The organism is Rhodococcus sp. 24CO, from assembly GCF_050586165.1.
Classification (GTDB): domain Bacteria; phylum Actinomycetota; class Actinomycetes; order Mycobacteriales; family Mycobacteriaceae; genus Rhodococcus_F.
This window is the reverse complement of record NZ_JAZFNF010000001.1, coordinates 128,299-154,841: the sequence shown is the minus strand read 5'-3', so window position 1 is coordinate 154,841 and position 26,543 is coordinate 128,299. Positions and strand designations below refer to the sequence as shown.

22 protein-coding genes are annotated in these 26,543 nt (G+C 62.2%); 9 read left to right on the top strand and 13 right to left on the bottom strand.

Annotated elements, in window-relative coordinates; all coding sequences use genetic code 11:
• Positions 1-6 precede the first annotated feature (6 nt).
• The 4 genes from V2B23_RS00680 to V2B23_RS00665 form a co-directional block, all read right to left on the bottom strand.
• Entirely contained in the window at positions 7-1,263 is a 1,257-nt protein-coding gene (locus tag V2B23_RS00680; RefSeq protein WP_430948580.1) for a DUF1214 domain-containing protein, read from the bottom strand.
• A 26-nt stretch (positions 1,264-1,289) separates the two neighbouring features.
• The gene (locus V2B23_RS00675) at positions 1,290-1,913 is read right to left on the bottom strand and encodes a TetR/AcrR family transcriptional regulator (RefSeq protein WP_430948579.1); all 624 of its coding nucleotides are present in this window, start codon (positions 1,911-1,913) and stop codon (positions 1,290-1,292) included.
• Between the two features lie 62 nt (positions 1,914-1,975).
• Positions 1,976-2,191: an RGCVC family protein gene (locus V2B23_RS00670; protein WP_430949149.1), complete on the bottom strand. Its 216-nt coding sequence runs from the start codon at positions 2,189-2,191 to the stop codon at positions 1,976-1,978.
• Between the two features lie 160 nt (positions 2,192-2,351).
• A complete protein-coding gene (locus V2B23_RS00665) occupies positions 2,352-3,689 on the bottom strand; it encodes a serine hydrolase domain-containing protein (RefSeq protein ID WP_430948578.1) in 1,338 nt (445 codons plus the stop codon).
• A 593-nt stretch (positions 3,690-4,282) separates the two neighbouring features.
• Here V2B23_RS00665 and V2B23_RS00660 point away from each other — a divergent pair.
• Genes V2B23_RS00660 through menC form a run of 6 tightly spaced genes read left to right on the top strand, consistent with a single transcriptional unit; the run spans position 4,283 to position 11,591 of the window.
• The gene (locus V2B23_RS00660; protein WP_430948577.1) at positions 4,283-5,884 is read left to right on the top strand and encodes an ABC transporter substrate-binding protein; all 1,602 of its coding nucleotides are present in this window, start codon (positions 4,283-4,285) and stop codon (positions 5,882-5,884) included.
• Positions 5,885-5,927: 43 nt separating this feature from the next.
• Positions 5,928-6,941 (top strand): ABC transporter permease, encoded by a 1,014-nt coding sequence (locus V2B23_RS00655; protein WP_430948576.1) that lies wholly within the window; start codon positions 5,928-5,930, stop codon positions 6,939-6,941.
• 1 nt (position 6,942) lies between these two features.
• A complete protein-coding gene (locus V2B23_RS00650; RefSeq protein ID WP_430948575.1) occupies positions 6,943-8,820 on the top strand; it encodes a dipeptide/oligopeptide/nickel ABC transporter permease/ATP-binding protein in 1,878 nt (625 codons plus the stop codon).
• Entirely contained in the window at positions 8,817-9,608 is a 792-nt protein-coding gene (locus V2B23_RS00645; RefSeq protein WP_430948574.1) for an ABC transporter ATP-binding protein, read from the top strand. The genes V2B23_RS00650 and V2B23_RS00645 overlap by 4 nt, the downstream gene beginning before the upstream one ends.
• Complete coding sequence (locus tag V2B23_RS00640) at positions 9,605-10,468, top strand: GNAT family N-acetyltransferase (RefSeq protein ID WP_430948573.1); 864 nt, start codon at positions 9,605-9,607, stop codon at positions 10,466-10,468. The genes V2B23_RS00645 and V2B23_RS00640 overlap by 4 nt, the downstream gene beginning before the upstream one ends.
• Entirely contained in the window at positions 10,458-11,591 is a 1,134-nt protein-coding gene (menC, locus tag V2B23_RS00635) for an o-succinylbenzoate synthase (protein ID WP_430948572.1), read from the top strand. The genes V2B23_RS00640 and menC overlap by 11 nt, the downstream gene beginning before the upstream one ends.
• A gap of 82 nt (positions 11,592-11,673) precedes the next feature.
• Here menC and V2B23_RS00630 read toward each other — a convergent pair whose 3' ends face one another.
• The 5 genes from V2B23_RS00630 to V2B23_RS00610 all read right to left on the bottom strand — a co-directional run bounded on the left by V2B23_RS00630 (position 11,674) and on the right by V2B23_RS00610 (position 17,973).
• Positions 11,674-12,609, bottom strand: coding sequence for an alpha/beta hydrolase (locus tag V2B23_RS00630; RefSeq protein ID WP_430948571.1), 936 nt, complete (start codon positions 12,607-12,609; stop codon positions 11,674-11,676).
• 264 nt (positions 12,610-12,873) lie between these two features.
• The gene (locus V2B23_RS00625) at positions 12,874-14,268 is read right to left on the bottom strand and encodes a serine hydrolase domain-containing protein (protein WP_430948570.1); all 1,395 of its coding nucleotides are present in this window, start codon (positions 14,266-14,268) and stop codon (positions 12,874-12,876) included.
• A gap of 254 nt (positions 14,269-14,522) precedes the next feature.
• On the bottom strand, positions 14,523-15,005 hold the full coding sequence (locus V2B23_RS00620) for a RidA family protein (protein ID WP_430948569.1): 483 nt from the start codon (positions 15,003-15,005) through the stop codon (positions 14,523-14,525).
• On the bottom strand, positions 15,002-16,429 hold the full coding sequence (locus V2B23_RS00615; protein WP_430948568.1) for an FAD-binding oxidoreductase: 1,428 nt from the start codon (positions 16,427-16,429) through the stop codon (positions 15,002-15,004). The genes V2B23_RS00620 and V2B23_RS00615 overlap by 4 nt, the downstream gene beginning before the upstream one ends.
• Positions 16,426-17,973 (bottom strand): N-acyl-D-amino-acid deacylase family protein, encoded by a 1,548-nt coding sequence (locus tag V2B23_RS00610; RefSeq protein WP_430948567.1) that lies wholly within the window; start codon positions 17,971-17,973, stop codon positions 16,426-16,428. The genes V2B23_RS00615 and V2B23_RS00610 overlap by 4 nt, the downstream gene beginning before the upstream one ends.
• A 194-nt stretch (positions 17,974-18,167) precedes the next feature.
• Between V2B23_RS00610 and V2B23_RS00605 the strand changes: the two genes are divergently transcribed.
• On the top strand, positions 18,168-19,055 hold the full coding sequence (locus tag V2B23_RS00605; RefSeq protein WP_430948566.1) for a LysR family transcriptional regulator: 888 nt from the start codon (positions 18,168-18,170) through the stop codon (positions 19,053-19,055).
• A gap of 91 nt (positions 19,056-19,146) precedes the next feature.
• On the top strand, positions 19,147-20,043 hold the full coding sequence (locus tag V2B23_RS00600; protein ID WP_430948565.1) for a serine hydrolase: 897 nt from the start codon (positions 19,147-19,149) through the stop codon (positions 20,041-20,043).
• Positions 20,044-20,099: 56 nt separating this feature from the next.
• Here the strand turns inward: V2B23_RS00600 and V2B23_RS00595 are convergent, their stop codons facing one another.
• The 4 genes from V2B23_RS00595 to V2B23_RS00580 form a co-directional block, all read right to left on the bottom strand.
• Positions 20,100-21,833 (bottom strand): PucR family transcriptional regulator, encoded by a 1,734-nt coding sequence (locus tag V2B23_RS00595; RefSeq protein WP_430948564.1) that lies wholly within the window; start codon positions 21,831-21,833, stop codon positions 20,100-20,102.
• On the bottom strand, positions 21,830-22,768 hold the full coding sequence (locus tag V2B23_RS00590; RefSeq protein WP_430948563.1) for a GNAT family N-acetyltransferase: 939 nt from the start codon (positions 22,766-22,768) through the stop codon (positions 21,830-21,832). The genes V2B23_RS00595 and V2B23_RS00590 overlap by 4 nt, the downstream gene beginning before the upstream one ends.
• A gap of 2 nt (positions 22,769-22,770) precedes the next feature.
• Positions 22,771-23,865 (bottom strand): M20 family metallopeptidase, encoded by a 1,095-nt coding sequence (locus V2B23_RS00585; protein ID WP_430948562.1) that lies wholly within the window; start codon positions 23,863-23,865, stop codon positions 22,771-22,773.
• Positions 23,866-24,009: 144 nt separating this feature from the next.
• Complete coding sequence (locus tag V2B23_RS00580; protein WP_430948561.1) at positions 24,010-24,855, bottom strand: M55 family metallopeptidase; 846 nt, start codon at positions 24,853-24,855, stop codon at positions 24,010-24,012.
• A 188-nt stretch (positions 24,856-25,043) separates the two neighbouring features.
• Here V2B23_RS00580 and V2B23_RS00575 point away from each other — a divergent pair, with 188 nt between their 5' ends.
• Positions 25,044-26,519 (top strand): amidohydrolase family protein, encoded by a 1,476-nt coding sequence (locus V2B23_RS00575; RefSeq protein ID WP_430948560.1) that lies wholly within the window; start codon positions 25,044-25,046, stop codon positions 26,517-26,519.
• The last annotated feature ends 24 nt before the right edge of the window (positions 26,520-26,543 follow it).

Sequence of the window (26,543 nt, the reverse complement as noted above, 5' to 3'; positions counted from 1 at the left end):
TCGGCCCTATCGTTGATAACGAGCCAGTACCGCTCGACGGCGACGATCGAGCATCGACGACCTTTTGTCCGCCGAAATCCGTTCGACCCCAGGTAGTTCCTCGGCCAGGTCAGCGAACTTCACGACTCGCACTGTGGGCGTCGGCAGATCGTCACTGCCGGCGAGCCACCATCGGTACACACAACGGGTGAAGCGGTTTCCAGCCGTGTCGAGCCAATTGGCCACGCCCGGATCGCGATGTGCAAGAACAGCACGAAAGACACCGCCGTCGAGCACTGCTTGGTGTCCGTTGAGCGACGTCTGGCGGAACGTGTAGTCCAGCGATTGGCCCCAGTAGTCGCCGAGATGAATATTCCAGAAATGGCAGTCCGGTGGCGTCACTTCGATAATGACGGCTTCGTCGTCGTCGATCTCGAAACTTCCTCCGCCATAGGCGATGTACCCGGTATCGGAAGCGTAGGTCTCGCTGACGGGTGGCTGTGTTCGCAGTACGTTGCGGTCACCGGCGCGGGCCGAATACATTGCTGCCCAGTAGTCCGAGAATCCGTCGACGAACTCGCCGACCCTCGTTACCTGACTGGCGATCACCACTGGGTCCGGTACCGGCCCATTTCCTGAGAAGTCCAGCCGCTCGAGGGAAACATGATAGGGCTCTTCATTTTCCCAGTCGTAGAAGTACTGACGGATCATCAGCTTCGTCGCGGCGGCGTCCATCGGCAGCCAGTTCCCGTCATGGCGATCAGCACTGATGATTACCTCGAAGTTGCCCTCTGCATCCAAGGTGATTCCGCCGGGATTCGACATCGCGCCCAGGGTACCGGACGTAGCCGCCTTGAAGGCAGCCGCAAAATCTCTGCGCTCGAGCGCGGCGCGGTCCAGGTTCTCGTACAGATTGACGGAGTCGTACAACGTCAGCCCCAGATATCGCGCGCACCCGCCGGTACCCGTCAGTCGGTATGTACCGGACGCATCGAGAGTTGCGTGACCGAACAAACAGTCCGGAGACTCCGTCGCGTAGCGCTTCGTATTGTCTTGGAGGTGGCCAACTTCCGGATATTGTGGATCTGCGCTGAACACCATCTGTTCCAGCCCCGCATTGAGAAGATTCAGCAAGTATCGGTATCCCGCCGAACGCATCGTGGGATCGATTGCTACCGGGTCACGTGCCACAAGAGCGCCCGCGGACCGCAGGTCGTCACACATTTTTGCCCAGGCTGCATCCAGCGCAGAATTTTCGGCTTCAGAATAAGAGGAAACGTCCATCTTTGCTCATTTCTGTTTGTTCAGAGTCACACTGATTGCGCGGCCGACAACGCCGCGACGGCAACTACCAGTACATGTTCGACATAGTCATCGAAAGTTCCTGAAGCAGAGCCGATTCCGAGTGCATTGCGTTTCATGTGTAGCGCGATCGCCGAGAACGCCATAGTGAACATCATCTCGACTCGCTCAGCGGCCTGGTTCTCCGGCAAATGCTTCAATGAAGACACCAACCTTTGGTGGATTTCCCGGTTCACATTGCCGGGCGAATCAAGATCCGCGCCATAGTAGTCCACCGTAGGAAGGAGTCTGACAATGAATTCAGCGTAGTTCGCGCCGTCGGCGGAACTGCTCACCGAGGACGCAAAAGGAATGATCGACGCCTCGACAAGTGCTCGCAATTCGCGGCCGCGACCGGCTGCGTCGGCTGCCGCCAAGAAGGCGCGTCGATCCTCTGCGATTGCCACCATTCGGCGACGGAACACTTCGATCAGCAGTTGATCACGTCCGCCGAAGTGATACTGCACAGCGGACGTATTGCGTTGGCCCGCAATATTTGCCACATCTCGCATCGAGAGCGCATCAACTCCCTGGGTACCGAGTAGCCGCTCGGCGACGTCGACCATTGCACTTTTGGGATCTACTGATGCCATACGAGGACGCTATAACGCACTGCATTAAATTGTCAATGCAGTGCGTTAATTCCAGGTTCGATTCAATACCGCGTGTAGTGTTGCATGCTCACATGCTCATCCGGGCAGATGCATTTCCGGTCGAGGTTCCGGTCCGCAGTCACGCGGCAGAATCGAACTCCGAGGGGATCGTGGGCTTCCAGACTGTGCCCACAAGCCGGACAGGACGGCGTCGAGTCTGTCGCTCCCTCCAGCTGCTGCGGGGCAGGTGACTGAGAAACCTCGGCAGAATTCGACATATCAGTCGGGTTCGAAGCCATGGCGTTTCTCCGATTCTCGGCCGTTCGAGTTCAGACCGATTTGGACGCCGAGGACGACATGGCTTGACGGCGCATGTACGAATTACCCTCGGCAGCCTCCACGCTACCCTGTTGGACTCGGTGCCCTCCCGATACCGGCCTAAACCACCCGCTTGGCTGTGCGGCCACCGAATTCCAACATCACGGCGCGTCCGGTGTCATCGGTAACGAAGCGTCCCAACGCCCGTGTGGTGTCCGCACGTGCAGCGAAGTTGCTGTCGCCAACGAAGGCGATCGGGATCGCCGGCGGCCAGACGATGTCCTCGTACTCACCGAGGTCCTTAGCGCTACCCATTCGGATGCCGATTCCCTCGTCACCAGGGGCGACCGTCATTGTCAGTGAACCGGCCTGATACTTACCCAGAACTGCGTCGACCGCAGCGGGAGTGAGGTCGACCAGGTCGAGGGAAACGGGCGTGGGCAGTTCCGCGATGTTGCTCATGCACCAATCGACAATCTTCTTGGCGATACCCCCACCGAGTGCATTTGTCAGAACGGTGATGGCGAAGTTCCTCTCGGGAACCGTCATGAACTCGGAAACCTGGAGATTGCTGACGTTTCCGCCGTGCCGGACGACTTGTGTGCTGCCGTATCTCGTCAGCAGCCACCCCAAACCGACCTCTTCGAACATCATCGCCGCCGGCCGCTGCGGTGTCTGCATGAGCAACCGTGTGGACTCGTCGAGCGGCCGTCCCTCACCGGGGTGTTCGCCGGAAAGTGCGTAGCGCGCCCAGACGAGTTGATCCCGCACCGAGGACCACATTCCGCCGCAGGGCGTCATGCCGCGGTCGAGTCCGGTCTCGTTGGAAACGAACGGGACCCCGTCGCGAATGTAATGGCCGAGAGCAAACCGATGAGTCATCACATCCCAGGGCAGGAAGGCCGAATCCTTCATTTCAAGAGGTTCCAGGACTCGCTGTTTGACCAACTCTTCGAACGTCAGCCCGCTGATCTTGGCCACGACGTGTCCGGCGAGGACAAAACCGGAGTTGCTGTACGAGAAGACTTCACCGACGGGGAATTCTTGTCGCAGCTCGTTCAGTCGTGAAACCGAGCGTCCCAGTGCGTCTTCGCCCCAGCCTGCCGAGAGGCTGGCGTCGCCGGTGAAGCCGCCGGTGTGAGTGAGGAGGTGGCGCATGGTGACTGTGCGGGTGGCTTCTTCGTCGGCGAGGACAAGTTCGGGTACGTATTCGACCACCGGGCTGTCGAGGTCGAGCAAGCCGTCCTCGACGAGTGCCATGGCAGCAGTCGAGGCGAAAACCTTTGTGGTGGAGCCGATCATGAACATGGTCTTGTCGGTGACCGGAAGTTGCGTGTCGATGCTCTCGATACCACTGGTGACGACGATGTCCTTGTCACCGTGCACGATGCCCACCGAGACGCCGGGGATGTTCGCCTCGACCCTCCACTGGTCGACAAGTTCCTGCAACTGCTTCATGCTACCTCCGTGAAAAAGCCTGGGCCCGAGCGATAATCGATTGGACGCGACTAGGTTACCGACTGCCATTCTTGACGATCGGCGTGATGCGTGTCTCAGCCGATCCTCAAAATTATCAAGCCGCTTTTCGTTCGATGCCACCAAACCCGAATCGTCATCAACCGCCAGGCCAGCCGCGCAGTGGCTATCCGGTGTCAGTCTCGCGGGTAACGGAAATGATGCCCTTGACACGTCGCCGACCCGTAATCGACTGTGGTTCAAGGCTGTCCGGCACGCATGCACATAAAGCCCGAGCGTACCAGTGCGAGCGCGCGACACTTCCTTCGCGTGTCACCGAAATTCATGGATCCATCTGATCAGCAGTCTCATGTCGGCACATCGGCTTGCGGTGCTGAGTTACTCAGCCTGAAGTACTGAATCCTGTAATCCTCTAGTACCGTCGGCCGGGTTTGGTGGGACTGGACGAAATACGGCTTGATTTTCTTGAGGATCGGCCGAGACACGCGTCACGCCGATCGTGGAGATTTAGCAGTCAGTAAGCCAACCCGCGTACAACCGATTCGCTCGGACCCGCGCTCTTTCACGGAGGTACTATGAAAAACCGGTCCTATCCAACAATTGCGGCGGCCGCCGGGCTCGCGCTCGTGTTGTCCGCGTGTGGCTCCGGAAGCACCAGCACAGGCGGCTCCGGTGGCGATCCCGTCACGGACGGTACGTTCCGGTTCGGACTTCAAGCGGATCCCGGCTCACTCAACCCGATCATGGCAGCTTCGACGGCCACGGCGGAGATCTCGAAGCTGGCGTACGATTACCTGGTCTTCCAGGACCCCGAAACCAGCGTCGTCGGACCGTGGCTTGCCGAGAAGTGGGAAGAGACGCCCACGTCGGCGACCTTCACCATTCGTGACGGGGTGACCTGTACGGACGGGTCCACCCTGACCGCCCAGACCGTGGCCGACAACGTCAACTTTGTCGCGGACCCCGCCAACGGCTCGCAGATGCGCGGAACCACCGTTCCGTCGACTGCAACGGCCACGGCAGACGTCGCGACCCGCACGGTCACGGTGACCACCCCGGCGGCCAGCCCGTTCCTGCTGCTGAACCTCGCCCGGTTGCCCATCGTCTGCGACGGCGCATTGAAGGACCCGACTGCCGCGAACAAGGCTTCGCTCGGTACCGGCATGTTCAAGGTCACGGAGGTCGTTCCCAACAACCACTACACGTTCGAACGCCGCGACGGCTACAACTGGGGCCCGGACGACACCACCTCGGAGACACCGGGTGTCCCCAAGACGGTCATCGCGTCCATGATTCCGAACGTGAGCACCGCAGCCAACCAGCTGCTGAACGGCGAAATCAACGCCGTGGCGATCTCCGGACCGGACAAGGCCCGTGTCGACTCCGCCAACCTGACCGTCGTCGAGCGTCCGGTTCCGGCCGGTCAGATGTACTTCAACCACCTGGCCGGTAACCCGACCAGCGACCCCGCCGTGCGTAAGGCTCTGGTTCAGGCCGTCGATCTCGACGACATAACCCAGGTTCTCACCGCTGGTAATGGAGTCCGTGCAACCAGCTTCGTCGCCCTCGAACCTCGCGCCTGCATCTACAACTCGGTGGACGGCAACCTGCCCAAGTTCGACCTCGACGCTGCCAAGGCGACCCTGGACGCCGCAGGCTGGACCGCCGGATCGGACGGCAAGCGCAGCAAGGACGGAACCGCCCTCAAGCTCCGCATGTACTACGACGGCGTCGACGACTCGCGCAACGCAGCAGTCGAGATGGCACAGACCGCCTGGAATGCTCTCGGCGCAGTGGTCGAGGTGACCGGTGGCGATTCCAACAAGATCATCGACGTCATGCTCAGCGGCAAGGACAACTCCGCCTGGGACATCGGCTGGATTCAGATCAACAACACCCTGCCCAGTGCGTTCACCGGCTTCTTCGCCGGACCGGTTCCGGCAGCGGGCAAGAACTTCTCCGACATCAGCAACGCCGCATACGAAGCAGGCGCAACCGAGGCCTCCAACCTGACCGGCGACGCAGCGTGTGATGCCTGGGCAGCGGCCGAGTCCGAGATCGTCAAGTCGGTCGACGCCGTGCCGTTCGCGAACTCGGTCAACAACACCTACTTCTCCGAGTCAGGACTCGCATTCGGTAAGACCTACATCGGGTCCGCACTGCGCGTCTACCAGTAGGCCGATTCACCGTCCCAGCATCCCGCCCCTCGGAAAGACAGCCATGAGTCAAACAATTGAAGCCGCGACACCACAAGCGGCACCGTCGGCTCGAAAGAAATTATTCGAGTCCGACAGCTGGCCTGCGTACCTTCTGCGCCGCCTCGGCACGTTCGTGGTCTCTCTCTGGGCGCTGGTGACGGCTGCCTTCCTGATGCTCCAGCTGATTCCGGGCGATCCCGTCCGGTTGGCACTGGGACTGAACGCCCCGGTCGAGCTTGTCGAGTCGACCAGGTCGCAACTCGGATACGACCTTCCGCTCTACCAGCAGTACTTCCGCTTCATCGGCGGTCTGCTCAGCGGCAATCCGGGTGACTCGATCACCTTGAGGACTCCGGTCCTCGAGGTGATCGGGACCCGGTTGCCCGCCACGCTCGAACTGGCCTTCCTCACGGTTATCACCGTGCTGGTCATCGGCATCCCACTCGGGCTGATTTTCGCGGCGCTGACGCGAGGCGGGCGTCGCCGCGGAGTCGAAATCGGTTACACCGCAACGTCGGGCACCATCGCCGTGATTCCGGAGTTCATGTTCGGTACGGCACTGGTCTACCTGTTCGCCGTCACGTTCCCGATCCTTCCGGTCGCCGGACGAGGCGGACCGGAAAGCTACATCCTCCCGGTTGCCGCAATGTCCATCGGCACCATCGCCTCCATGTCACGCATCGTGCGCGCCGAGGCTCTCAGCGTGCTGGACATGGACTACATCCGAACGGCACGCGCCAAGCGGATGTCCGCGGCGCGCATGTATTTCCGTCACGCAATGCCCAACCTCCTGACCTCCACCCTGACGCTGGCCGGTCTCCTGTTGGGTGGCCTCATCGCCGGAACCGTGCTCATCGAAAGCATCTTCGCTTGGCCGGGAATGGGATTGGCCTTGGTCAAGGCCATCACCGAGAAGGACTATCCACTCGCCCAGACACTGGTTGTGATCTACGGCAGCATCGTCCTCTTCATCAATTTCATCGTCGACGTGGTGCTCGCTCTGATCGACCCACGATCCACCATCCGGGAGAACTGAGTTGAGCACCTCACCTACGGTCGAAAAGGCCGCAACGACGCCTCCTCGCCGGCACTGGCTGGTCCAGACTTTCCGCACACCCCTGGGAGTGTTGGCTCTCACCTTCCTGACCGCGCTGATCGCGCTGGTGATCTTCGGACCGATCATCTGGGGCGACGCCGCCGTTGTCGCCAACCCCAAGGCACTCTCCCAGGGGCCGAGTTCCGAACACATCTTCGGAACCGACGCCGGTGGACGAGATGTCTTCGCCCGCACCATGACCGCTGCCCGGTTGTCCGTCCTCATGGCACTGAGCGCCGTAGGTCTCGGTGTCGCGTTGGGCTTGTTCCTCGGAACACTCCCCCTGCTCGCTCCCCGCTGGATCGGTCGGTTCGTCGTGGCGTTCCTCAACTTCGCCATCGCGTTCCCCGGACTGCTCCTCGCCATCTTCCTGCTGGTCGTGCTCGGACAGGGCTCCGGCAGCGCCGTGATAGCGATCGGTCTCGCCATGGCGTCACCGTTCGCCCGGCTGACATACGCACTATCCTCCTCGGTGAACGGCCGCGACTTCATCGATGCCGCACGCATCCTCGGAGTCACCAAGCCCGGCTTGTTGTTCCGGCACATCCTCCCCAACATCCGCGAACCCCTCATCGTCAACGCCAGCATTTCCGTCGGCAGCGGACTGGTCGTCTTCGCCGGCCTGTCGTTCCTCGGCCTGGGTATCCAGCCGCCGTCCTTCGACTGGGGCCGCATGCTCAACGAAGGCTTGTCGAAGATCTTCGTCAACCCCGCCACCGCCCTGGCACCCGGCATCGCCGTCGTGCTCTCCGGTCTGACGTTCACGTTGGTCGGCGAGGCCATCGCCCGCGGCGCCGGCATTCGCAGCCCGATCAGCAGCAAGCTCCCCAAGTGGAACCCGATCAACAAGGCCTCGAGCGAGTCCCCATCGGCTCCGGTGGACAACAACGCTGTTCTCACCGTCCGCAACATGTCCGTCGCGGTTCCTGCGGGCAACGTGTGGCGTCGACCTGTCGACAACATCAGCTTCACAGTCCACCGCGGTGAAACCGTCGGCATCGTCGGCGAATCCGGTTCCGGAAAGTCGCTCAGCTGCATGGCGATCTCGCAGCTGACCGATCACCCGACGGTCGTCGACGCCGGCCTGATCGAATTCGACGGCACCGTCCTGATGAAGGACGGAAAGCGGCCGGAAGGTTCTGCCGCACGCAAGATCGCGCGCCAACTCGGAACGCGTATGTCCATGGTGTTCCAGGACCCTATGTCCTCGATGAACCCGTCCATCAAGGTCGGGTACCAGGTCGCCGAGATCGGCTGGTTGCACGAGGGAATGAGCAAGGCCGAAGCCAAGAAGGCTGCCATAGACCGTCTCACAGCGGTGAAGATCCCCGACGCTCCTCGTCGGGCGAAGCAGTACCCGCACGAGTTCTCCGGCGGTATGCGTCAGCGCGCCATGATCGCCATGGGGCTGATGGGCAAGCCCGCACTGATCATCGCGGACGAACCCACCACCGCACTCGACGTCACCGTCCAGCGTGAGGTACTGGGTCTGCTGCACGAGGTTCGCGAAGAGACCGGTGCCGCAATCCTTCTCATCTCACACGACATGGCCGTCATCACCGGAATGTGCACGCGCGTCCTGGTCATGTTCGCCGGGAACATCGTCGAGGACATCTCCGTGGACGATCTGGTTGCCGGACGCTCACAGCACCCGTACACCCGCGCGCTGATCGCCGCGGTTCCCACCATGACCACCGACCGCGACAAGCCGCTCGCCACCGTCGACGAAGTCTGGCAGGTCGAGAGCCTCGGCACCATGACGAGCACTGCAGATGCCGAGTTGCAAGAGCTGGTTGCAGCTGCAGAGGAGATCCGATGAGCAGGCTGGAGTTTCGCGACGTCAACGTCCATCTCGGCAACGGCACCAAACGATTCCACGCCGTCAAGAACGTCAACCTCGACATCCCTTCGGGGTCGATAGTCGGACTGGTGGGCGAATCCGGTTCCGGAAAGTCCACTCTGGCACGGGCGACGGTCGGTCTGGCCGAACCGAGTTCCGGGCAGATCCTCCTCGACGGTATCGACGTCGCACATGCCCGTGGGGCGACGGCACGCCTACGCCACACAATCCAGATGGTCTTCCAGGATCCGTATTCCTGCCTGGACCCCCGCATGACAATCGGCCAGTCCCTGGCCGAGGCGCTGCGCTCCACCGAACGCCGCGACAAGACCAAACGCAATCGTTCGGCGCGAGGTGTCGAGGTGGCCCGGTTGCTCACCACGGTCCAACTCCCGACGGAGAAGGCCTACGACTACCCGGGTTCGTTGTCCGGCGGTCAGCGTCAGCGTGTGGCGCTGGCCAGGGCGCTCGCCGCTGCGCCGTCCGTTTTGCTCGCCGACGAGATCACCTCGGCATTGGATGTGTCCGTGCAGGGCGCAGTCCTGAATCTCCTGGTAGATCTACAGAAACAGCTGGGTCTCACAGTTCTCTTCGTCAGTCACAATCTCGCGGTGATCCGATACGTCTGTGACCACGTCGCAGTGATGCTCGGCGGCGAGATCGTCGAGCACGGACCGATTCTCGACGTGATCGATTCTCCGCGAGAGGCATACACGGCCAAGCTGTTGTCCGCGATTCCGCAATTCGGAGAGCCGATGTTCCGATGACAAACTCGATCCGGCCGGCTTCACCCGGCGCCGGTGCGCCCGCGCTCTCCCCTGCAATTGAATTTCGAGAGCTTGTCGACAATCGCGAAATAGCGGATCTCTCTGCAGTTTTCGACGAGATCTGGGCTACCAGTCCCGGACCGGCTCATTTCGGCACGGCAATGCTGGTTGCGCTTCATCACGGCGGGCATTACGTAGTGGGAGCCTTTTCCGACGGCACGATGATCGGCGGATGCGTCGGATTCTTTGTCGAGCCACTCGGCGAGGTTCTGCACTCACACATCGCGGGGGTTCTACCGGGCTTCGCAGGCAAGGGAATCGGCCGTGCTTTGAAGCATCACCAGCGAGACTGGTGCATCGAACGCGGAGTCCGAACGATCCGGTGGACTTTCGACCCCCTCGTCGCACGGAACGCCTACTTCAACATCGCGCGCCTCGGAGCCGAACCGGCCGAATACAATCCGGATTTCTACGGGTCGATGGCTGACGGTATCAATGCCGGCGATGCCAGCGACCGCATGTTGGTGAGTTGGGACCTCGACTCCGAAACGGTGTCGAGATCGGCTGTGGCCGTTGATGACAGCTTCACAGTGCTCCAACCCGCCGAGGACGGTAGCCCTCGGATGCTCCCGATCCCGCCCGACAGCGTCGACATCGCAGTCGGGGTACCCAGAGATATCGAGCATCTGAGAACGGTCGACCGCGCCTGCGCCTTCGCCTGGCGACACGCGCTTCGCGAGTACCTCGAGCCACTCATCGCATCGAAAGAATGGCAATCGACCGGCTTCGACCCCAGCGGCTTTTACACGTTCACGAAAATCTGCGAGACAACCGGAGAAGAGCAAGTCCATGCACATTGAGTCCGTCGAATTGCGCGAGCTGCGCATCCCTCTCGTCTCCCCCTTCACCACGTCCTTCAGCACCCAACTCGAGCGCAACACTCTTGTCCTGAAGGTGAGCGGTACAACCGAGGGCCCCAACGGCCCCGTAGCGGCAGTCGGGTGGGGCGAGTGCGGTTCGCTGAGCGATCCGTACTACAACTCGGAGTACACCGCCGGGGCTCGAGCGATGCTGCGCGAGTATCTTGTCCCCACGCTGCGTAAGTCGCAGTCGGATCAGCCGCTCTCGGCTGAGACGGTCGGCAGCGTGCTTCACCCCATCGTGGGTCATCAGATGTCGAAGTCGGCCATCGAAATGGCAATCCTCGACGCCGAATTACGTTCTCGCGGACAGTCGTTCGCCCGCTACCTCGGCGCGACCCGCACACGGGTTCCCTCGGGAGTATCCGTCGGTATTCAGGACAGCATTCCACAGCTGCTCGAGACCGTCGGCAATTATCTGTCGCAGGGTTACGTGCGAATCAAGCTGAAGATCAAGCCGGGCTGGGACATCGCCCCGGTGGCCGCGGTGCGCAAGGAATTCGGTTACGACGTGCCATTGCAGGTCGATGCAAACGCCGCGTACACCCTCGTGGACTCCCAACTGCTTCGTCGCCTGGACGAATTCGGCCTGCTGCTCATCGAGCAGCCGCTCGCCGAGGACGATCTGGTGCAGCACGCCAAGCTCGCGCAAACCCTGTCGACTCCGATCTGCCTCGACGAGTCGGTCGAGTCCGCGAAGGATGCCGCCGACGCGATCACGCTCGGCGCCGCTTCCGTCATCAACATCAAACCGAGTCGTGTCGGCGGATACCTGGAAGCCAAGCGCATCCATGATCTCGCCTCCGCACACGGTATTGCGGTGTGGTGCGGCGGAATGCTCGAGACCGGTATCGGCCGCGCAGCCAACACCGCACTCGCTGCCTTGGACGGATTCACGCTGCCCGGCGACATCTCGGCGTCCGATCGCTTCTACAAAGAAGACATCACCGAGCCGTTTGTCATCGAAGACGGTCACATCGCCGTGCCGCAGGGACCCGGCTTCGGTGTGACTCCGCGCGAGGACGTCATAGAACGCTTCACCGTCGGAACCGAGATTCTGTAAGGTCCGCAAACTCAAACAGCCACCTCCACTGTCTGTCAGTAGAGGTGGCTGTTTGCGTTCGCGCCGGTGACCGCGGGTGAGCCTAGTGAAGTTCGTCCATGAACGTCGTGAAGTGTTCGACGATCTCCTTCGACTTGGTGTGGTGCAGGTAGTGGTCCCCGTCCAGCAACACCAACTCACCATGATCGACGGAGGCTGCCTGCCCTTCGTGCAGCGCTATCCAACTCTCGACCTTCGAATTCTGTACCGCAAACAACAGAATCGGAAGATCGGCCGGGAACGTTTTGCCGATCGACGCAGCGAAGTTGCTGGAAAGATGGTCCATCTCGTTGAGGTACGTGTCGCTGAAGTTGTTCTTCGCGACCAGACGGCTCATTTCTTCCTTCTCCGCGTCATCGAGGTAAGCATCGGATTCTTCGTTACCCGCGAACTTGGCCAGAACGTCGGAGAAGCCCAATTGCTTTGCAACTCTGAATGCTCCGATCGGAAACTTCGTGTCCATGTTCGGCTGACCAGGGACACTGCTGTCGATTCCCACAAAAGCGGTGACCTCGTCGCGGTACTTCGCTGTGTAGTCCAGCGCATAGATTCCCGTGATGGAGTGCCCCATGAGGATGTATTCGTCAATCCCCAGAGACTGCACAGCGGCATGGATTTCGTCGACGATATTCTCCGTGGTGCGGTCCTTGTCCGTCGCGTCGCTGTATCCGTACCCGAAGGGCTCGATCGCCACAACCCGGTAGTGCGGCGCGAGTTCGTCGATCAGCGGCTTGAAATCGAGAATCGGTGCGGAGGTCCCGAACCCGGGTAGCAGCACGACGGTCTGATCGCCATTTCCGCGGATCGAGACGCTCATATTCTTTCCGTCGACGGACACGAACTGATTGCCCGCTTCCCCGCTCGGGACGTTTGCCTTACTGGAACCGGCGTTGAACACAAGCGCAACCGACACAAGTACAACCAGAACTACGGACACCGAGGCAAGAGCTTTCAGTGCAACGGTTCGAATCTTCTTCATCTTCATCCTCATGTTCTTCAGCGTCGTTATTGCTAGGAAAGCCTCAAAATCGAGGCCACACCGGTTTCGCCGATAGGTCCCACATGCCGCCGGGAAAGTCGTCGAACCCATCGTAATCACTACCTGATCCGATGTGATCGATACCGACGGCGAGAGGTTTCAACCTGAGTTTTCCTCGGGAAAGTAGTGCGGGCAGGTCGAGGGCCCTCATCGCCCTCGACCTGCCCGAGATTTCATTCAGCGGAGAGAATCATCTCGCCGCAGCTATTCTGGGATCTTCTTGAAAAGCCTTGTCATGTAGAGATATTCCTCACCGTCGATGGTGAGGTGAGCCATCTCGCCCGAGGCACTCTCATTGCTGACCGCAAACCGGGAAGCAGACAGCGGCACGACCTTGGTGGGCGGGGCCGGGGGCTCACCGTCGATCTCGACCTTGGCGAAGTTCTGGACCTGAAATCCACCGTCGTCGCCGCGCGTGAGTTCGATTCGCACGGTTGTCGATTCATAGGTCCCGAGAATGGTCGACAGATCGATGTCGGCAGCATCCCGTTCGGACTTCGGCTCGGGCAGGACGAGATCGAACTCCTGAGCAATCTCTTTCTCGATGTCGTGGGCCAGGGCTCCACCGCCCCGCGAATTCGTGACGACCGCCATGGCCAGGCCGAGCTCGGGAAACGTGTGAAATCGGGTGATCTGGCCGATCGTCGCGCCGCCGTGCTGCGCGGACGTGACTCCGCCCCAGTCGGACAGAATCCAACCAAGACCCCAGGCCTGATCGACGCTCGACACGGCTGTCAGGTCGAACTGCGGGGTCCGCATCAAACGCGCGGATTCTTCGGACAGGATGCGCTCGCCCGTCAGAGCCAGGCCGTCACGCATGTGTGCAGCACCGAAGGTCAGCAGAGAGCTGACGGATCCGAGGATGATGCCGGCCGGTCCGATACCGCGTGGGAGCAGCCACTGCTTCGTCGGAACCACCGCGTCCGGTGAAGTCCGATCCGGGTTACCCACGTGGCCGACAGCGGTGCGGAACAGCGGGGCATCCTTGGCCTTGGTGATGATGTGCGTCAATCCGAGTGGCTTCCAGAGGTATTCGACCAACGCCTCGTCCCACGTCATCTCGCGAAGCACCTCGACGATGCGGCCGGCCACTGAGAAACCTGCGTTGCTGTAACTCAGATGCCCGCCCGGCTTGGTCACGCTGATCGCGGTCGCGAGCTCGTCGACGTACTTCTCGACGCAGTCGTCACCGTCGCCGGTGTCGTTGAACAGGTCTCCGTCGATGCCGCTGGTGTGCGTCAGCAACTGGCGGATCGTGATTTCCTTCGTGTTGGACGGGTCCGCGATCATGAACTCCGGAAGAACTTCCACCACAAGGGTGTCCAGCGTGAGCTTGCCCTCGTCTACGAGCTGCATGATCAGAGTTGTCGTCCAGATCTTGGTTGCAGATCCGTACTGGAACAGGGTGTCGGCATCGACGTCGACGCGGGTGTTCAAGCTGGTCAGTCCGGTAGTGATCACGCGGAGATCCGCAGTGCCGTCGTCACCCAGCGCGATCACTCCCACTTGGGCACCTGGCACCGAATGCTTCTCGGCCAGTTCGTCGAGGCGTGCCTGCCACTTCGGATCGACAAGTAGGTCCTTGGGTAATTCGGTCACTGGTCGAACTCCTTCGATCATGAAGTCAATGGCATGTATGCGATCCACGTTGTGGCGCAACCCGTCTCGCAAAATCGGTTCTGCTCCGCCAGGTCTCACTCGTCGGGGTGTGAGGCAAGCGGAAGATAAAACCGTCAGTCGATGATCTCAGCGTGCTTGCAATCGCGTCCTGGTCGATCGCACTGAACTTGCACCCGAAAATGGTGCGATTCGACGAGCCTGACGTGCCGCAGGGTTCGTCGTCGGGCAAGCAGCTACGAGAGTCCGTCGGCTTCGATTTCGAAGACGAACTCGACCTCGACGGCGCAACCGCGAGGCAGTTCGGCCAGCCCGACCGCGGAGCGTGCGTGCCGACCGGCATCACCGAAGACTTCGATGAGCAGGTCGGAGGCGCCGTTGATGACGTTCGGTTGCAGCGTGAACCCGGAACCGGACGCGACAAAGCCGACGATCTTCACCACACGGACGACCCGATCGAGGCCGACGAGCATGTCGACCGCCGCGAGTCCGTTGAGTGCACACAGTCGCGCAGCCTCGACTCCGTCCTCGACCGATACGTCCGCGCCCAGCTTCCCGGTACAGGTGCTGACGCCATCCACCAGTGGCAGCTGCCCCGATGTATAGACCAGGGTCCCGGTACGCACGGCCGGCACGTACGCGCCCGCCGGTGTCGCGACCGGCGGCAGGGATAGGTCGAGTTCTCGCAGCCGGTCGGTCCAGGTCGTTGTGCGGGTCATCGGGCAACCTCTCGTTCGAGCAGTATCGGCGAATTACTCTCGGAGTCAGATGATCCCGGGAGGATGTGTGGGTTGAGCATGCCTGCTGGATCCAGAGCAGTCCGGATCGAGGCCATGAGGTCGAGGTCCACGTCGCTCCGGCCGAGTGTGATCCAGGGAGCCTTCGCGCGGCCCACTCCGTGCTCCGCACTGATGCTGCCGTCATGTCGGGCAACCAGGCGAAGCACGAAGTCGGTGACGGCATCTCGTTGGTCGCCGCTGACGTCGAGCAGATTGACATGGATGTTGCCGTCGGCGACGTGCCCGAAGCAAATCGGGTAGACACTGGGAAAAGAGATGGCAAGCCCTGCGGTCAAGGACTCGAGGAAGGGTTCTATTTCTCGCAGCGGCGTCGCGATATCCAACTTCACTGGCGGGGTGGATGATTCGGCACTGACAGCTTCGGTGTGGCTCTCACGGTACTGCCAGAGCTTTGTTGCCGGCCCAGTCTCGACGACGGCGCCGTGCACCATCTCCTCGGCGTCGGCAAGCACACCGAGCAGGAGCGACTGCGCTTGCGGCGGCCCGGAGACCTCGACGAGTACGTAGAACGGCGCATCCACGTCGAGCGGTAGCCGCAGCTGCCGATGCTTCCGGACCAGACCGATACCTGCGCGAGTCATCAGCTCGGCAGCTTCGAGGGTGAGTCCCGCGCGCTCGAGCCTGTGGATCAGTTCCAGTCCGGCACCCACCGATTCGACCCCGATCATCACGACCTGGGTCGCAGCGGCCGGAACCACCAGACGCATCAGGACACGAGTGACGACGGCGAGGGTGCCCTCGGCGCCGGTCAGCAGACCCGGCAGGTCGTAGCCGACGTTGTCCTTGGTCAAGGCCTTCCAACGCGAGAGCACCCGGCCGTCGGAGAGAACCGCTTCGACGCCGAGCAGGCGTGATCGAGTGTTGCCGTACTTGATCATTCGCACGCCACCCGCGTTGGTGGAGACGATCCCTCCGAGCGTCGCAGAATCACGCGAGGCCAGGTCGATACCGAGGTCCAACCCGTGTTCGCGGGCGGCCCGCTGCGCCTGTGCGACGGTGACACCGGCGCCGGCTGCCAGCGTGCGACCTACCTTGTCGATTTCCTCGATGGTGTCGAGGCGAGTCGTGCTGAGCACCACCTCGCCGCACATCGGAACCGATCCACCGACCAGCCCGGTGTTGCCGCCCTGCGGCACGACGGCGACGCCGGCGCGGTGACAACAGGCGAGGACCGCGGAGACCTGTCCGGTGTCGGCGGGCCTGACCACAGCAGTGGTGGCGCCGTGCCAGTGCCCCGTCCAGTCGGTGACATATCCCGCGACCAGGTCACGATCTGTCAAGACGTGTGCCGGCCCGACAATGCGGGCGAGTTCGTCGACGAGCGTCGTGGTGGATGCGATCACGCTGCGCTCCTCTCGAGTAGTCGCCCGCCGCGGTGGCCGGTGAGGTCTCCGCCGCTCACAGTCGGTATGCCGTTCACGAACACGTCACGCACACCGCGGGCGAGCTGCCAGGGTGCGTCGAAGGTAGAGGTGTCCTCGACCGTGTCGGGGTCGAGGATCACCACGTCGGCGGCCGCGGAAGGCGCGAGAATGCCGCGGTCGGTCACCCTGATCCGGGATGCCGGCAGCGATGTCATTTTCCGGATCGCGTCCTCGAGCGTCAGAGTGCGCTCGTCGCGGACGTACCGGCCGAGGACTCTCGCAAAGGTGCCGAAGCTGCGTGGATGCGGGCGGCCGGGGCCGTCCGGGGCAAGCATCGCGCCATCGCTGGCGACCGATACCTGCGGATGTGTCAACACCGACCGCATGTCGTCCTCGCTCATCGCGTGGTTGACGATGCTTACCGAACCCTGATGTGCAGCAAGTACATCGAGAGCAGCATCGGCGGCGTCGGTACCGCGGTCCGCGCCGATCTCGGAGAGCGAGTATCCGATGTAGCGGTGGAACTCTCCGCTAGGCAGAGCCGCGATCACGACGCCGTCGGGGTCGATATCCCGGCCGAACCGGGACCTCAACTCGTCGGCAATACGCATCCGGGTCCCGGGGTCCGCGAGCCGCTCCAGCAGCGCCGGGAGGCCACCGTCGACCGCCCATCTCGCAAGCCGCGAGGACAGGTCCGTGCTCGACGCGGTGTACGGGTAAACATCTGCGGTGACGTCCACTCCGCGTACCCGGGCTTGGTCCATCAGTTCCAGGGCGCGGTGCACCGACCCCCAGTTCTCCGGCCCCATTGCCTTGAGGTGCGAAATCTGCAGACGGGCGCCGGCCTGCTCGGCGGTCTCGATGGCTTCCTCGACCGCAGCGGCCAATTCAGATGTTTCGTTGCGCATGTGCGTCGAGTACAACAGTCCCGCGGTCGCGGCGGTTGCCACCAGAGTGCGCAGTTCGTCGGTCTCGGCAAAAAGTCCGGGGATATAGATGAGGCCGGTCGAGAACCCGACGATGCCGGGCGCGGTCGCAGACTCGGAAATGATCGCGCACATCTGCTCGAGTTCCGCTGTTGTCGGAGGCCGATCCTCGTCACCGATCACGGCAACCCGAAGCGTGTTGTGCCCTACCTGCAATCCCACGTTGACAGCCGGTCGTGCTGCGGTGATCGCGGCACCGAAGCCGTAGGCGTCGGGCCACGCAGACCCTGCCTGCGCGCTGCCTGGCACCGGGAACGTCGACAGTCCGCAGTTGCCGGTGACGAGCGTCGTGACGCCCTGTGCCAGTTGCGTTTCGGCGCCGGGGTGGCCGAGTACGGTGAAGTCGGCGTGCGAGTGCAGGTCGATGAAGCCGGGAGTCACAATGCATCCGGTGGCGTCGATGGTCTCGGTGGCCGGGAACGGACCCGGCCCGATCGCCGCGATCCGATCGCCTACGATGGCCACGTCCGTCGTTCGTCGTGGTGATCCGGTTCCGTCGATGACCGTTCCCCCGGTTATCGCGAAGTCGTAGTCCATGATATTTCCTAACGTGTTTCGGTGACCATGATCAGCAGGTACACGCGGGAGTCTTCTGCCATGTGGGGGTCCTCGAGGGCTTCGGCCCGTCTGATTTCGACAGCATGTCGATCAGCACCCAGCATGCCTCGGCGCACGCACGCTGTCCAAGTCGCATTCACGCTTGTTCGATCATCTTCACTTATAGTTACTGCGTGAACCTGCATCGGGCGCGATATCTGGTGGCAATCGCGGACCACTTGAACTTCACGCGCGCCGCCGCTGAGCTGCATGTTGCACAATCCGCACTGAGCCAACAGATCAAAGTTCTCGAACGTGAACTCGGCGTAGTGTTGTTCGATCGGCGAGGGCCCAGGATCAGCCTGACGGATCCCGGAATCGTCGCGGTTCGTGAAGCCAAATTCCTGCTCGAATCAGCCGACCGCGCCGTCGAACGGATCCGGGCCTCAGCGCTCGGATCCGAGGGCGAACTGCGCATCGCCCACACGCGGTCATGGGCCGGTGGATCAATTGCGCTGGCCGTCAACCAATTTCGCGCCCGGTACCCAAAGGTCGCGATTACCGAGCACCGGGGCTACACCACCCGGAACACAGCACTTGCCACCGATGGGGCCGTGGACATCGCAGTGGTACGCCCGCCTCTTGGCCAGTCGAAGCTGACGGTTCGGATTCTCGACCGTGAGCGACTCCTGCTCGCGGTACCGTCCGGGCATCCGTTCGCCGCCCTCGAAGTAGTCGAACTGGCACAACTTACCGACGAGCCGGTGGTGTTCTGGCCCCGGGCGAACGGACCAGGCATGTACGACGCCATCGTCGAGATGTTCTGGCCCACAAGGGCACCGAACGTGGTCCGACGCGAGGCCGATGACGAGCAGGTACTGCACGCAGTGGCGGCCGGCGTCGGGGTAGCGCCGATGCCCGCCGGCCGCGCCGCAACCTACCGGGTTCCCGGGGTTCACATGTGCGAGATCGAGGGACCGCCACTGTATCTGACGGTCGGTCTCGCGTTTCGAGCAGACAATCCGAACCTCGCGCTCCGGCTTTTCCTCGAAATAGTCGACGAGGTAGTAGATCACCACTGAACTCAGCGCCAACCTTCGTCGATTCACACAAGACCGGCCTTCGGGATCTCACTATCCTCAGATCTACGGACACCGACGAAAGGCCCCTCGAATGACCGACACTGCCACCCACGTTGACAGCGCACAGCAGGAGATCGCTTCTGTTCTGGCCGAAGCGAAGACCGACGCGTTCGTGCACGTACGTGACATCGATTCCGGCGAAGAGTTCGGCTACGGCGCTGACGACGGTGTCATCCTCGCCTCCGTCTTCAAGATTCCCGTCGTTCTCGAGTACGCCCGCGCAGTAGCGGCCGGCACCCTTGATCCGACCGAGCACGCCAGCGTGACCGCCGAGTTCCGCTCGGGTGGCATCGGTATCGGCGGCTGCGCCGACGACGTCACCGCCAGCTGGCGAGACCTCGCTCTGCTCATGATGAGCTTCAGCGACAACGCGGCCACCGACTTCATCTACGACCGACTCGGGCTCGACAACATCGTTGCGACGCTGCGCAGTCTGGGTCTGGAAAAGACCAATCTGGTCCGCGATTGCCGCGGCTTGTTCACGACGGTCTACGAAGATCTCGGAGTCGACGCGGGTACGCTGCTCGAATACCCCGAGATCGAAATTCTTCGGACGATTTCCGTCATGGATCCGGCCCGCACCAACTCCAGCACTCCGCGCGAGATCACACAGTTGCTGGCTGCAATCTGGCGCGACGAAGCAGGGCCCGCATCGGCCTGTGACGAGGTCCGAACGATCATGAGCAAGCAGGTCTGGCCGCACCGACTCTCATCCGGTTTCCCCGACGAGGTCACTGTCGCGGCCAAGACCGGAACGTTGGGATTGGTACGAAATGAAGCCGGTGTCGTGACGTACGCGGACGGCAAGCGTTACGCCGTGGGTGTCTTCACCAAGTCTCACGAACTCACCAAACGCGCACCGAAAATCGACGCCTCGATCGGAACTGTCGGCCGCATCGCGATCGAAGCTCTCCGCAGTAACAGCTGACAAGAATGCGGGCCGCGCTGAGAATTCAACGCGACCCGCATTTTTCGGCTTTCGAGCTAACGCGGCCCGCGCAAGCGAAGGTGCACCATCAGCCGGAAGCGCACGTTCGGATCGTCGAGATCCAGTGCCGCCATACTCTTCACCTTGCTGAGCCGGTAACGAAATGTGTTGGGATGCACATGCAATGACGCTGCCGCGTCACCGACATCGCCGAAGGCGTTGAGCCACGCATCGAGGGTGTCGACAAACGAGGTCGCATGAGCAGCGTCGTGACTGGCAATCGCCTCGATCGGTCCGAGGTCCGAAAACCCCTCGGCTGCGGCCTCCGACGCGATCTCCAACAGAATGGCATCAACGTGGACACTGCTGAAAGTGGCGACACTGCCCGACGCTCGTCCCGCCAACAACACTTCGAGTGCATGCTCGGCATCGCGCCTCGATCTGCTCAACTGAGCCGGCCTGGTCACGACCCGTCCGATCCCGATAATCGTATCGCCTGACGCTCCGGTGCGGTCCAGGAAATCCGAGGCCACACGGGACGCCTGCAGCTCGGCTTCTGCCGGGGACTGCCCGCGAACGGACAGCACCGCGTAGCCGGTTCCGTTGACCAGGGCAGCCGCCGACTGCGAGTGGACGGCGCCGAGGTGCATCGCCAGAGCGTCAGTCAATCGCACGATATGGGCGGCGTCATCCGGCTTGGAGGACCCCTCGAAAGACCGTCGGCCCAAAGCCATTACGAGCATGGGGCCAGTGCCGAGGCCGAGCCGATTCATCGCGTCGACCGCACCGGACCCTCCGTCGAGCAGGGTCGCGATCAGGTCTGCGCGCAGTCGCCGCTCGGCGTCGGCGCCGCCGCGCAACCGCAGCATCTGCAACGCGATCATCCCTGCCGAATCGAGCAACGCACGCGTTCGGTCTTCCGACAGCGGAGCGACCAGTGCTACCCACATGGAGCCGAGGAACTCGTCGCCCGCTCGAATAGACACTGCGATACGTCCCATTTTGGTACCGAGGACCTCTGCGGGCACCCATACCGGATCGTCGCTGCGATAGAGCCGGTCGAATACCCCTGCCTCTTCGAGCACTCGGATGTACTGGTCAGGGACTTGCCGTTCCAGAACGGTCGCGATACGCGGACCGTCACCTTCCTCCTGACGGCCGGAGAATGCGATGACCCGTGAGCTTCTGTCTTCGATCGTGATCGGCGCGTCCAGGAGTGCGCTGACGGCATTGGCGAACGCAAACAGATCCCCAGCCGGGCCACCTCCGCGAGAATGTATGTGGCCGACTTCGTTACGAGCTTCCAGCACCGAATGAAGCAGGCTTGTCAACTGAACCCACGAGACTCCCCTGGCCAGCGCCAACACGACGACACCCGTGGATTCGATGGTCTCCCGGTCCACAGAGCTCAGGTCGGAGCTGACACGCGCGACCACCACCGCTACACCACGCTCGGCCAGATCTACGACGGATTCCGCGATACGTTCACCGCCACTGATCCCGACGAGCAATACCATCGAGTCCGACGTCGACGGCGAATCGTCGTCGGGATCGTGAATGACGACGGATGCAACCTCGTCCATCGACTGCGGATCACCGACAACCGGGTTCAGCACCGTAGTTCCCACGTCTTCGAGAAGCCGCACCAAACTGATGCGGGGTCGCACGGTGCCCACGTCCATCACTCCTTCGTCCTGTGAACGAAGTGTGTCATACGGTTCGACGCCGATACCCGAGCCTCCCGCAACACCTGGGCCTCCCGCAACACCTGGGCCTCCCGGAACCTTCACGAAGTAACCTCTACTGTCGCCTTGACGAATTCTGATCCCGGCGCACGATCCAGCACGTACTGCCCGGACCGGGTGACGGCGACAACCACCCCGTTCTCGGCGAGCACGCCACCGAGTGCGTCGCGGACAGCCAGTCGCCAATCTTTTGCCGCCGTCGGGCCCGACTTACGCAGTGCATACACGTCATTCGGCGTGGCCACGGTGACAAATCGATTTTTGGTCGGCTTCATCAGGGGCAGGCCGGCTTCCGAGATGGACAGCAATTCGCTCGCGCCCACAGACTCAGGAGTCGGAACCTCGCCGGCACCCGAGACCACATCGGAGACCTTGCTACTGCCGATTTCCCAGTCGATCAGCAACCTGTCGCTGTCTGCGCCTCCGTTGAGACTGTCGTTCATCGGCGCGTAGAAACGCGGCAGATACTGGATCGGGAGCGCACCGAGTTTCGAGACATTGAAGTAGGCATTGCGCGCGACGAGGGGATCGAAAGTCCACCGCACGTGGAGAATCCCCCGCTTCAGCGCCCACGCCCGCTGGAACAGTTTCAGTGCAAGACCAATATGACCGTTCTGGACGGTCGGGAGGATCCCCGTGATGTGAGAGTGCAACGAACGGTGCTGCGGTTCCTCGAAGAATGCGACCGACGCGCCGATCAGGTCTCCACCATGAAATGCGCCGGCCACGTAATTACCGGAGTGCGAGAACGCCTGCATCATATCCCGGTGCACGGGCGGATTTCCGCTCTCCGGCTGCCATACCTTCTCGAACAGGCCGAATACCTGTTCCAACTTGGCATGCCCGGTAACGGTTTCGATAGTCACGCACGCCAGCAGGGCTGCCTGCTCGGCTTGGCTGATCGCTCGTCGCATAAGTGAGGGCGAAACACCCCCGAATGGTTGAACGGTCTTGCGTTGGAACTTGTTCGGCGACGTCATCGTTACAGTCCTCCCTTGAGGATTCGACTCACCAAACCGGCCAACAACGTGGCACGCGGGATCATCTGATCTATCTCTACGTGTTCGTTAGCTGCGTGGGCGCCACCGCCGACGGCGCCGAGGCCGTCCAACGTGGGGGTTCCGACTGCAGCGGTGAAGTTTCCGTCCGACGCACCGCCGACCGCGCAGTCGCGGAGCATCCCCAGCCCGCTCTCGCTGCTGATCTGATGGGCGAGGAAGTACAGCTTCTCCGACGACGCGGCCTCGAGCGGTCCGCGGTTGGGACCTCCCGTCACCGAAATCCGGCTTTCGGCCAGCACCGGTGCCAGTTCACGGATCGAACGATCGATGCGTTCCTGTTCCTTCGCGGACCACATCCGAACGTCGCACCATAGTTGCGCTTGCGCTGCAACGGTATTGGTTGTGGTGCCGCCGCTGATGACCGACGGGACCACTGACGTTCCCGCGGCCGGATCCGCGAGTTCCGCCACGGCCAGAATCTGATGCGCGAGTTCCACGACAGCGTTTACACCCCGCTCGGGTTCCAGGCCGGCGTGCGCGGCGCGTCCCTCGATGTTGATGCAGTAGAGCGACATGCCCTTTCGCGCTGTCTTCACCGCGCCGTCGGCGGCGGCTTCGAGGACCAGCACCGCCTCGACCTGGCGCGCGTTCTCCTCGATCAGTGCGCGCGAAGTCGGGGAGCCGATTTCTTCGTCGGAATTGAGGAGCACGACTACGCCGTCGAGCGACGGGAGAGATGCGAGCGCATGAAAGAGCTGGACGATACCGGCCTTCATGTCGAAGACTCCGGGGCCGGTGGCGATGTTGTCGGTGACGGACCAGGGCAGTTCAGTGAGTGTTCCGAGCGGCCACACGGTGTCGAAATGCCCCAGGAGCATCACCTTCGGCTCCGGGCCGAATGCCCACCGCAAGTGCTGCCGTCCGTCGATACGGATGCGTTCGGGCGCACTTCCGAGGTGGCGTTCCCCGATCTCGGCAACCACGTCCGCACAGGCGTCGACCGCCGCGAGATCTGAACTGGGTGACTCGGCGATCACCAAAGCGGCCAAGTCCGCCACCATTGTCTTCTTGTCCACTCTCAGGTACTCCTGTCACCGACGTCGACTACTCCCGTCAAGCTTGGCCGAACCGGCTACCGCAGATCTTGTCCAGGACTACTGTCCTTCCGACTCGAATTCGTCGTGGCTCACCAAACTCTTCCCCGACTGCGCAGCGGCGAATCAGGTTCGATTGGCAACCGTCACAATCGTCTTGACCCCGACCGCGGCCAATCGTGAGTTGACCGTGATCAAACCGAGTATGTCGTCGACACTGCCCAGAGTGTGCGAGATGGTGCGGTCCGAGGTCCTCCTCGAACCGGGAACAGCCTCGGCAAGCTCGGCAGCCGTAGTCGTGGGGTGAACGATCTCGAGCGTCCATTCGTCCCGGAGCGCTACGGGTTTCAGCATGTCGGCCTTGCGCACCGCACGTTCCGCTCCTGCCCTGATGTGCTCGCACGCGAGCGACGGAGGCAGCGAGTTTGCAGCCGACCATCCATGCGCCTTCTTGACCTCCACGGTCTCCGTCGTCGGCGAAGCTGCATCCACCAGGGCGCAGATAATGTCGTCGCCGCTTACCAGACCTACCGGAACACCCTGCGTCGCTGCGTACAGAGTGTTGACATCGGTCTCGGACACCGACTTACCGTCGAGTCGAACGTCAGCGAACAAACTCGAGAACGTATGGGCCAGGACGCCGGGCCCACCCGCAGGCGCGTGATAGCCCACAAAAAGCGCTATGTCGTGATCCGACGTCAGCCCCTCGGCCATGCACTGCAACTTCGGAGAACCGAAGATCACCCGCGCACGAGCATCCAGATCAGCGTGAATCAGGTTGTCCATCGTTCCATGGCTGTCGTTGACCAGGACGCTCGTCGCGCCGCCGTCGAACGCACCGGCAATTGCAGCATTCGTCTCTGCTGTCATGAGCGCCTGCGCCCGCGGATACCCGCTGCCACCGCGAACCGTCTGATCGAGAGTCGCAATACCCGCGATACCCTCCATGTCCACCGAAATATAGACGTGCATCCGTGCCCTCCGTCGAATCTGTTCCAGTCGTGTTGGTCGTTCCCCCTCACCTTCACATTCGTGAGCGTCAGATTCTTGTTCTGCAGAACGGTGAGCACGCCTCCATTTCGGACGTTCACACCAGAATCCGGAGCTGCACCCGTGAAACCATCGGGACACTATCGATCGACGACAGGAGTGCAACGCTTATGCAGGTCCACGACATCGTGTTCACCGGCGGCCGCGTGGTCGATCCGGCATCGGGCACCGACGAGGTTCGCAATATCGCGATCACCGACGGCACGGTGTCCGCTTGGGGCCACGACGCGATCGACGCCCTCCGGACAATCGACGTGACCGGGCAGGTGATCTGCCCCGGGTTCATCGATATGCACAGCCACGGACAGGAAATCGCCGAGCAACGACTGCAGGCGATGGACGGAGTCACGACGGCCCTCGAACTCGAGGCCGGGGTCATACCCGTCGCGAAGGCGTACTCGCGAGCGGCTTCCGAAGGACGCCCGATCAATTACGGTTACGCAACATCGTGGGCACACGCCCGCATGATCGAACTTGCCGGCGCCGATCCCGACGGCGACATCCGAACACTTCTTCATCACCTGGGTGCGCCGAGTTGGCAGGGCGAGCCGACGCCGGCGCAGCGCGCACACATTCTCGAACTCATCGACAGTGACCTCGCCGCAGGAGCTCTCGGAATCGGGGTCGTGGTCGGATACGCCCCGAAGTCCGACCCTGCGGAATACCTGCAGGTCGCGACGCTCGCTGCCCGAGCGGGTGTGCCTACCTATACCCATGCGCGGCCGCTCATTTCGATGGATCCGTCGAGTCCGGTGGACGGCGCCGTCGAAATCGCCCGGGCTGCAGCCGAAACCGGCGCTCACATGCATTACTGCCATGTCAACAGCACCTCGGGGGCACACGTCGACCATTCTCTGGCGGTGGTGGCGCGCGTTCAGGAAGCAGGCTCACGCGTCACCACCGAGGCGTATCCGTACGGTTCCGGGTCGACTGCGGTCGGCGCTGCCTTTCTCGATCCGGACAAGCTGCACCTGATGAATCTGACACCGCGATCGCTGACATTCGTGCCCACCGGCGAACGCATCGCGGACCGCAAGCAGCTGGAACATCTTCGGGCGACCGACCCCGGCGGCCTCGTTTTGGTGGAGTTCCTCGACGAGAACGACACCGTGCATCGCGAATTCCTCGAACGGGCAATGACTTTCGATCGAGCTGCAATAGCCAGCGACGCGATGCCACTGACGTGGCCCGGCCGGACCCCGGCCGACGCACTGCAGTGGCCGCTGCCCCCGACTGCACTCGGCCATCCTCGCGGCGCGGGTACCTACTCACGTGCAATTCGCACGCTGTATCGCGAACGTCAACTACTGTCGCTGTCGGACGTCATCGCTCGCTGCACAGTGATCCCGGCCCAGATTTTGGAGGAGTCAGTTCCCGCGATGTCGTTCAAAGGGCGGATCAGCCCAGGCAGCGACGCCGACATCGTCGTCTTCGACCCCGATAGAATTACCGACAACGCCACCTACGTCGACGGCACTCGGCCTTCCAGTGGAATCAGCCGGGTACTGGTCGGCGGAATACCCGTCGTAGATGGAGGCCTCCTCGTCGAGGATGCACTGCCAGGTCGACCAATTCGCCGCTCGTGACCGGAAAAGCTCTGACAGAAAGTC

What these genes read in the sequence shown, in the direction of transcription:
- V2B23_RS00680 (WP_430948580.1), bottom strand. Translation starts at nt 1,263, where the DNA reads ATGGACGTTTCCTCTTATTCTGAAGCCGAAAATTCTGCGCTGGATGCA.
- V2B23_RS00675 (WP_430948579.1), bottom strand. Translation starts at nt 1,913, where the DNA reads ATGGCATCAGTAGATCCCAAAAGTGCAATGGTCGACGTCGCCGAGCGG.
- V2B23_RS00670 (WP_430949149.1), bottom strand. Translation starts at nt 2,191, where the DNA reads ATGTCGAATTCTGCCGAGGTTTCTCAGTCACCTGCCCCGCAGCAGCTG.
- V2B23_RS00665 (WP_430948578.1), bottom strand. Translation starts at nt 3,689, where the DNA reads ATGAAGCAGTTGCAGGAACTTGTCGACCAGTGGAGGGTCGAGGCGAAC.
- V2B23_RS00660 (WP_430948577.1), top strand. Translation starts at nt 4,283, where the DNA reads ATGAAAAACCGGTCCTATCCAACAATTGCGGCGGCCGCCGGGCTCGCG.
- V2B23_RS00655 (WP_430948576.1), top strand. Translation starts at nt 5,928, where the DNA reads ATGAGTCAAACAATTGAAGCCGCGACACCACAAGCGGCACCGTCGGCT.
- V2B23_RS00645 (WP_430948574.1), top strand. Translation starts at nt 8,817, where the DNA reads ATGAGCAGGCTGGAGTTTCGCGACGTCAACGTCCATCTCGGCAACGGC.
- V2B23_RS00640 (WP_430948573.1), top strand. Translation starts at nt 9,605, where the DNA reads ATGACAAACTCGATCCGGCCGGCTTCACCCGGCGCCGGTGCGCCCGCG.
- menC (WP_430948572.1), top strand. Translation starts at nt 10,458, where the DNA reads ATGCACATTGAGTCCGTCGAATTGCGCGAGCTGCGCATCCCTCTCGTC.
- V2B23_RS00630 (WP_430948571.1), bottom strand. Translation starts at nt 12,609, where the DNA reads ATGAAGAAGATTCGAACCGTTGCACTGAAAGCTCTTGCCTCGGTGTCC.
- V2B23_RS00620 (WP_430948569.1), bottom strand. Translation starts at nt 15,005, where the DNA reads ATGACCCGCACAACGACCTGGACCGACCGGCTGCGAGAACTCGACCTA.
- V2B23_RS00610 (WP_430948567.1), bottom strand. Translation starts at nt 17,973, where the DNA reads ATGGACTACGACTTCGCGATAACCGGGGGAACGGTCATCGACGGAACC.
- V2B23_RS00600 (WP_430948565.1), top strand. Translation starts at nt 19,147, where the DNA reads ATGACCGACACTGCCACCCACGTTGACAGCGCACAGCAGGAGATCGCT.
- V2B23_RS00590 (WP_430948563.1), bottom strand. Translation starts at nt 22,768, where the DNA reads ATGACGTCGCCGAACAAGTTCCAACGCAAGACCGTTCAACCATTCGGG.
- V2B23_RS00580 (WP_430948561.1), bottom strand. Translation starts at nt 24,855, where the DNA reads ATGCACGTCTATATTTCGGTGGACATGGAGGGTATCGCGGGTATTGCG.
- V2B23_RS00575 (WP_430948560.1), top strand. Translation starts at nt 25,044, where the DNA reads ATGCAGGTCCACGACATCGTGTTCACCGGCGGCCGCGTGGTCGATCCG.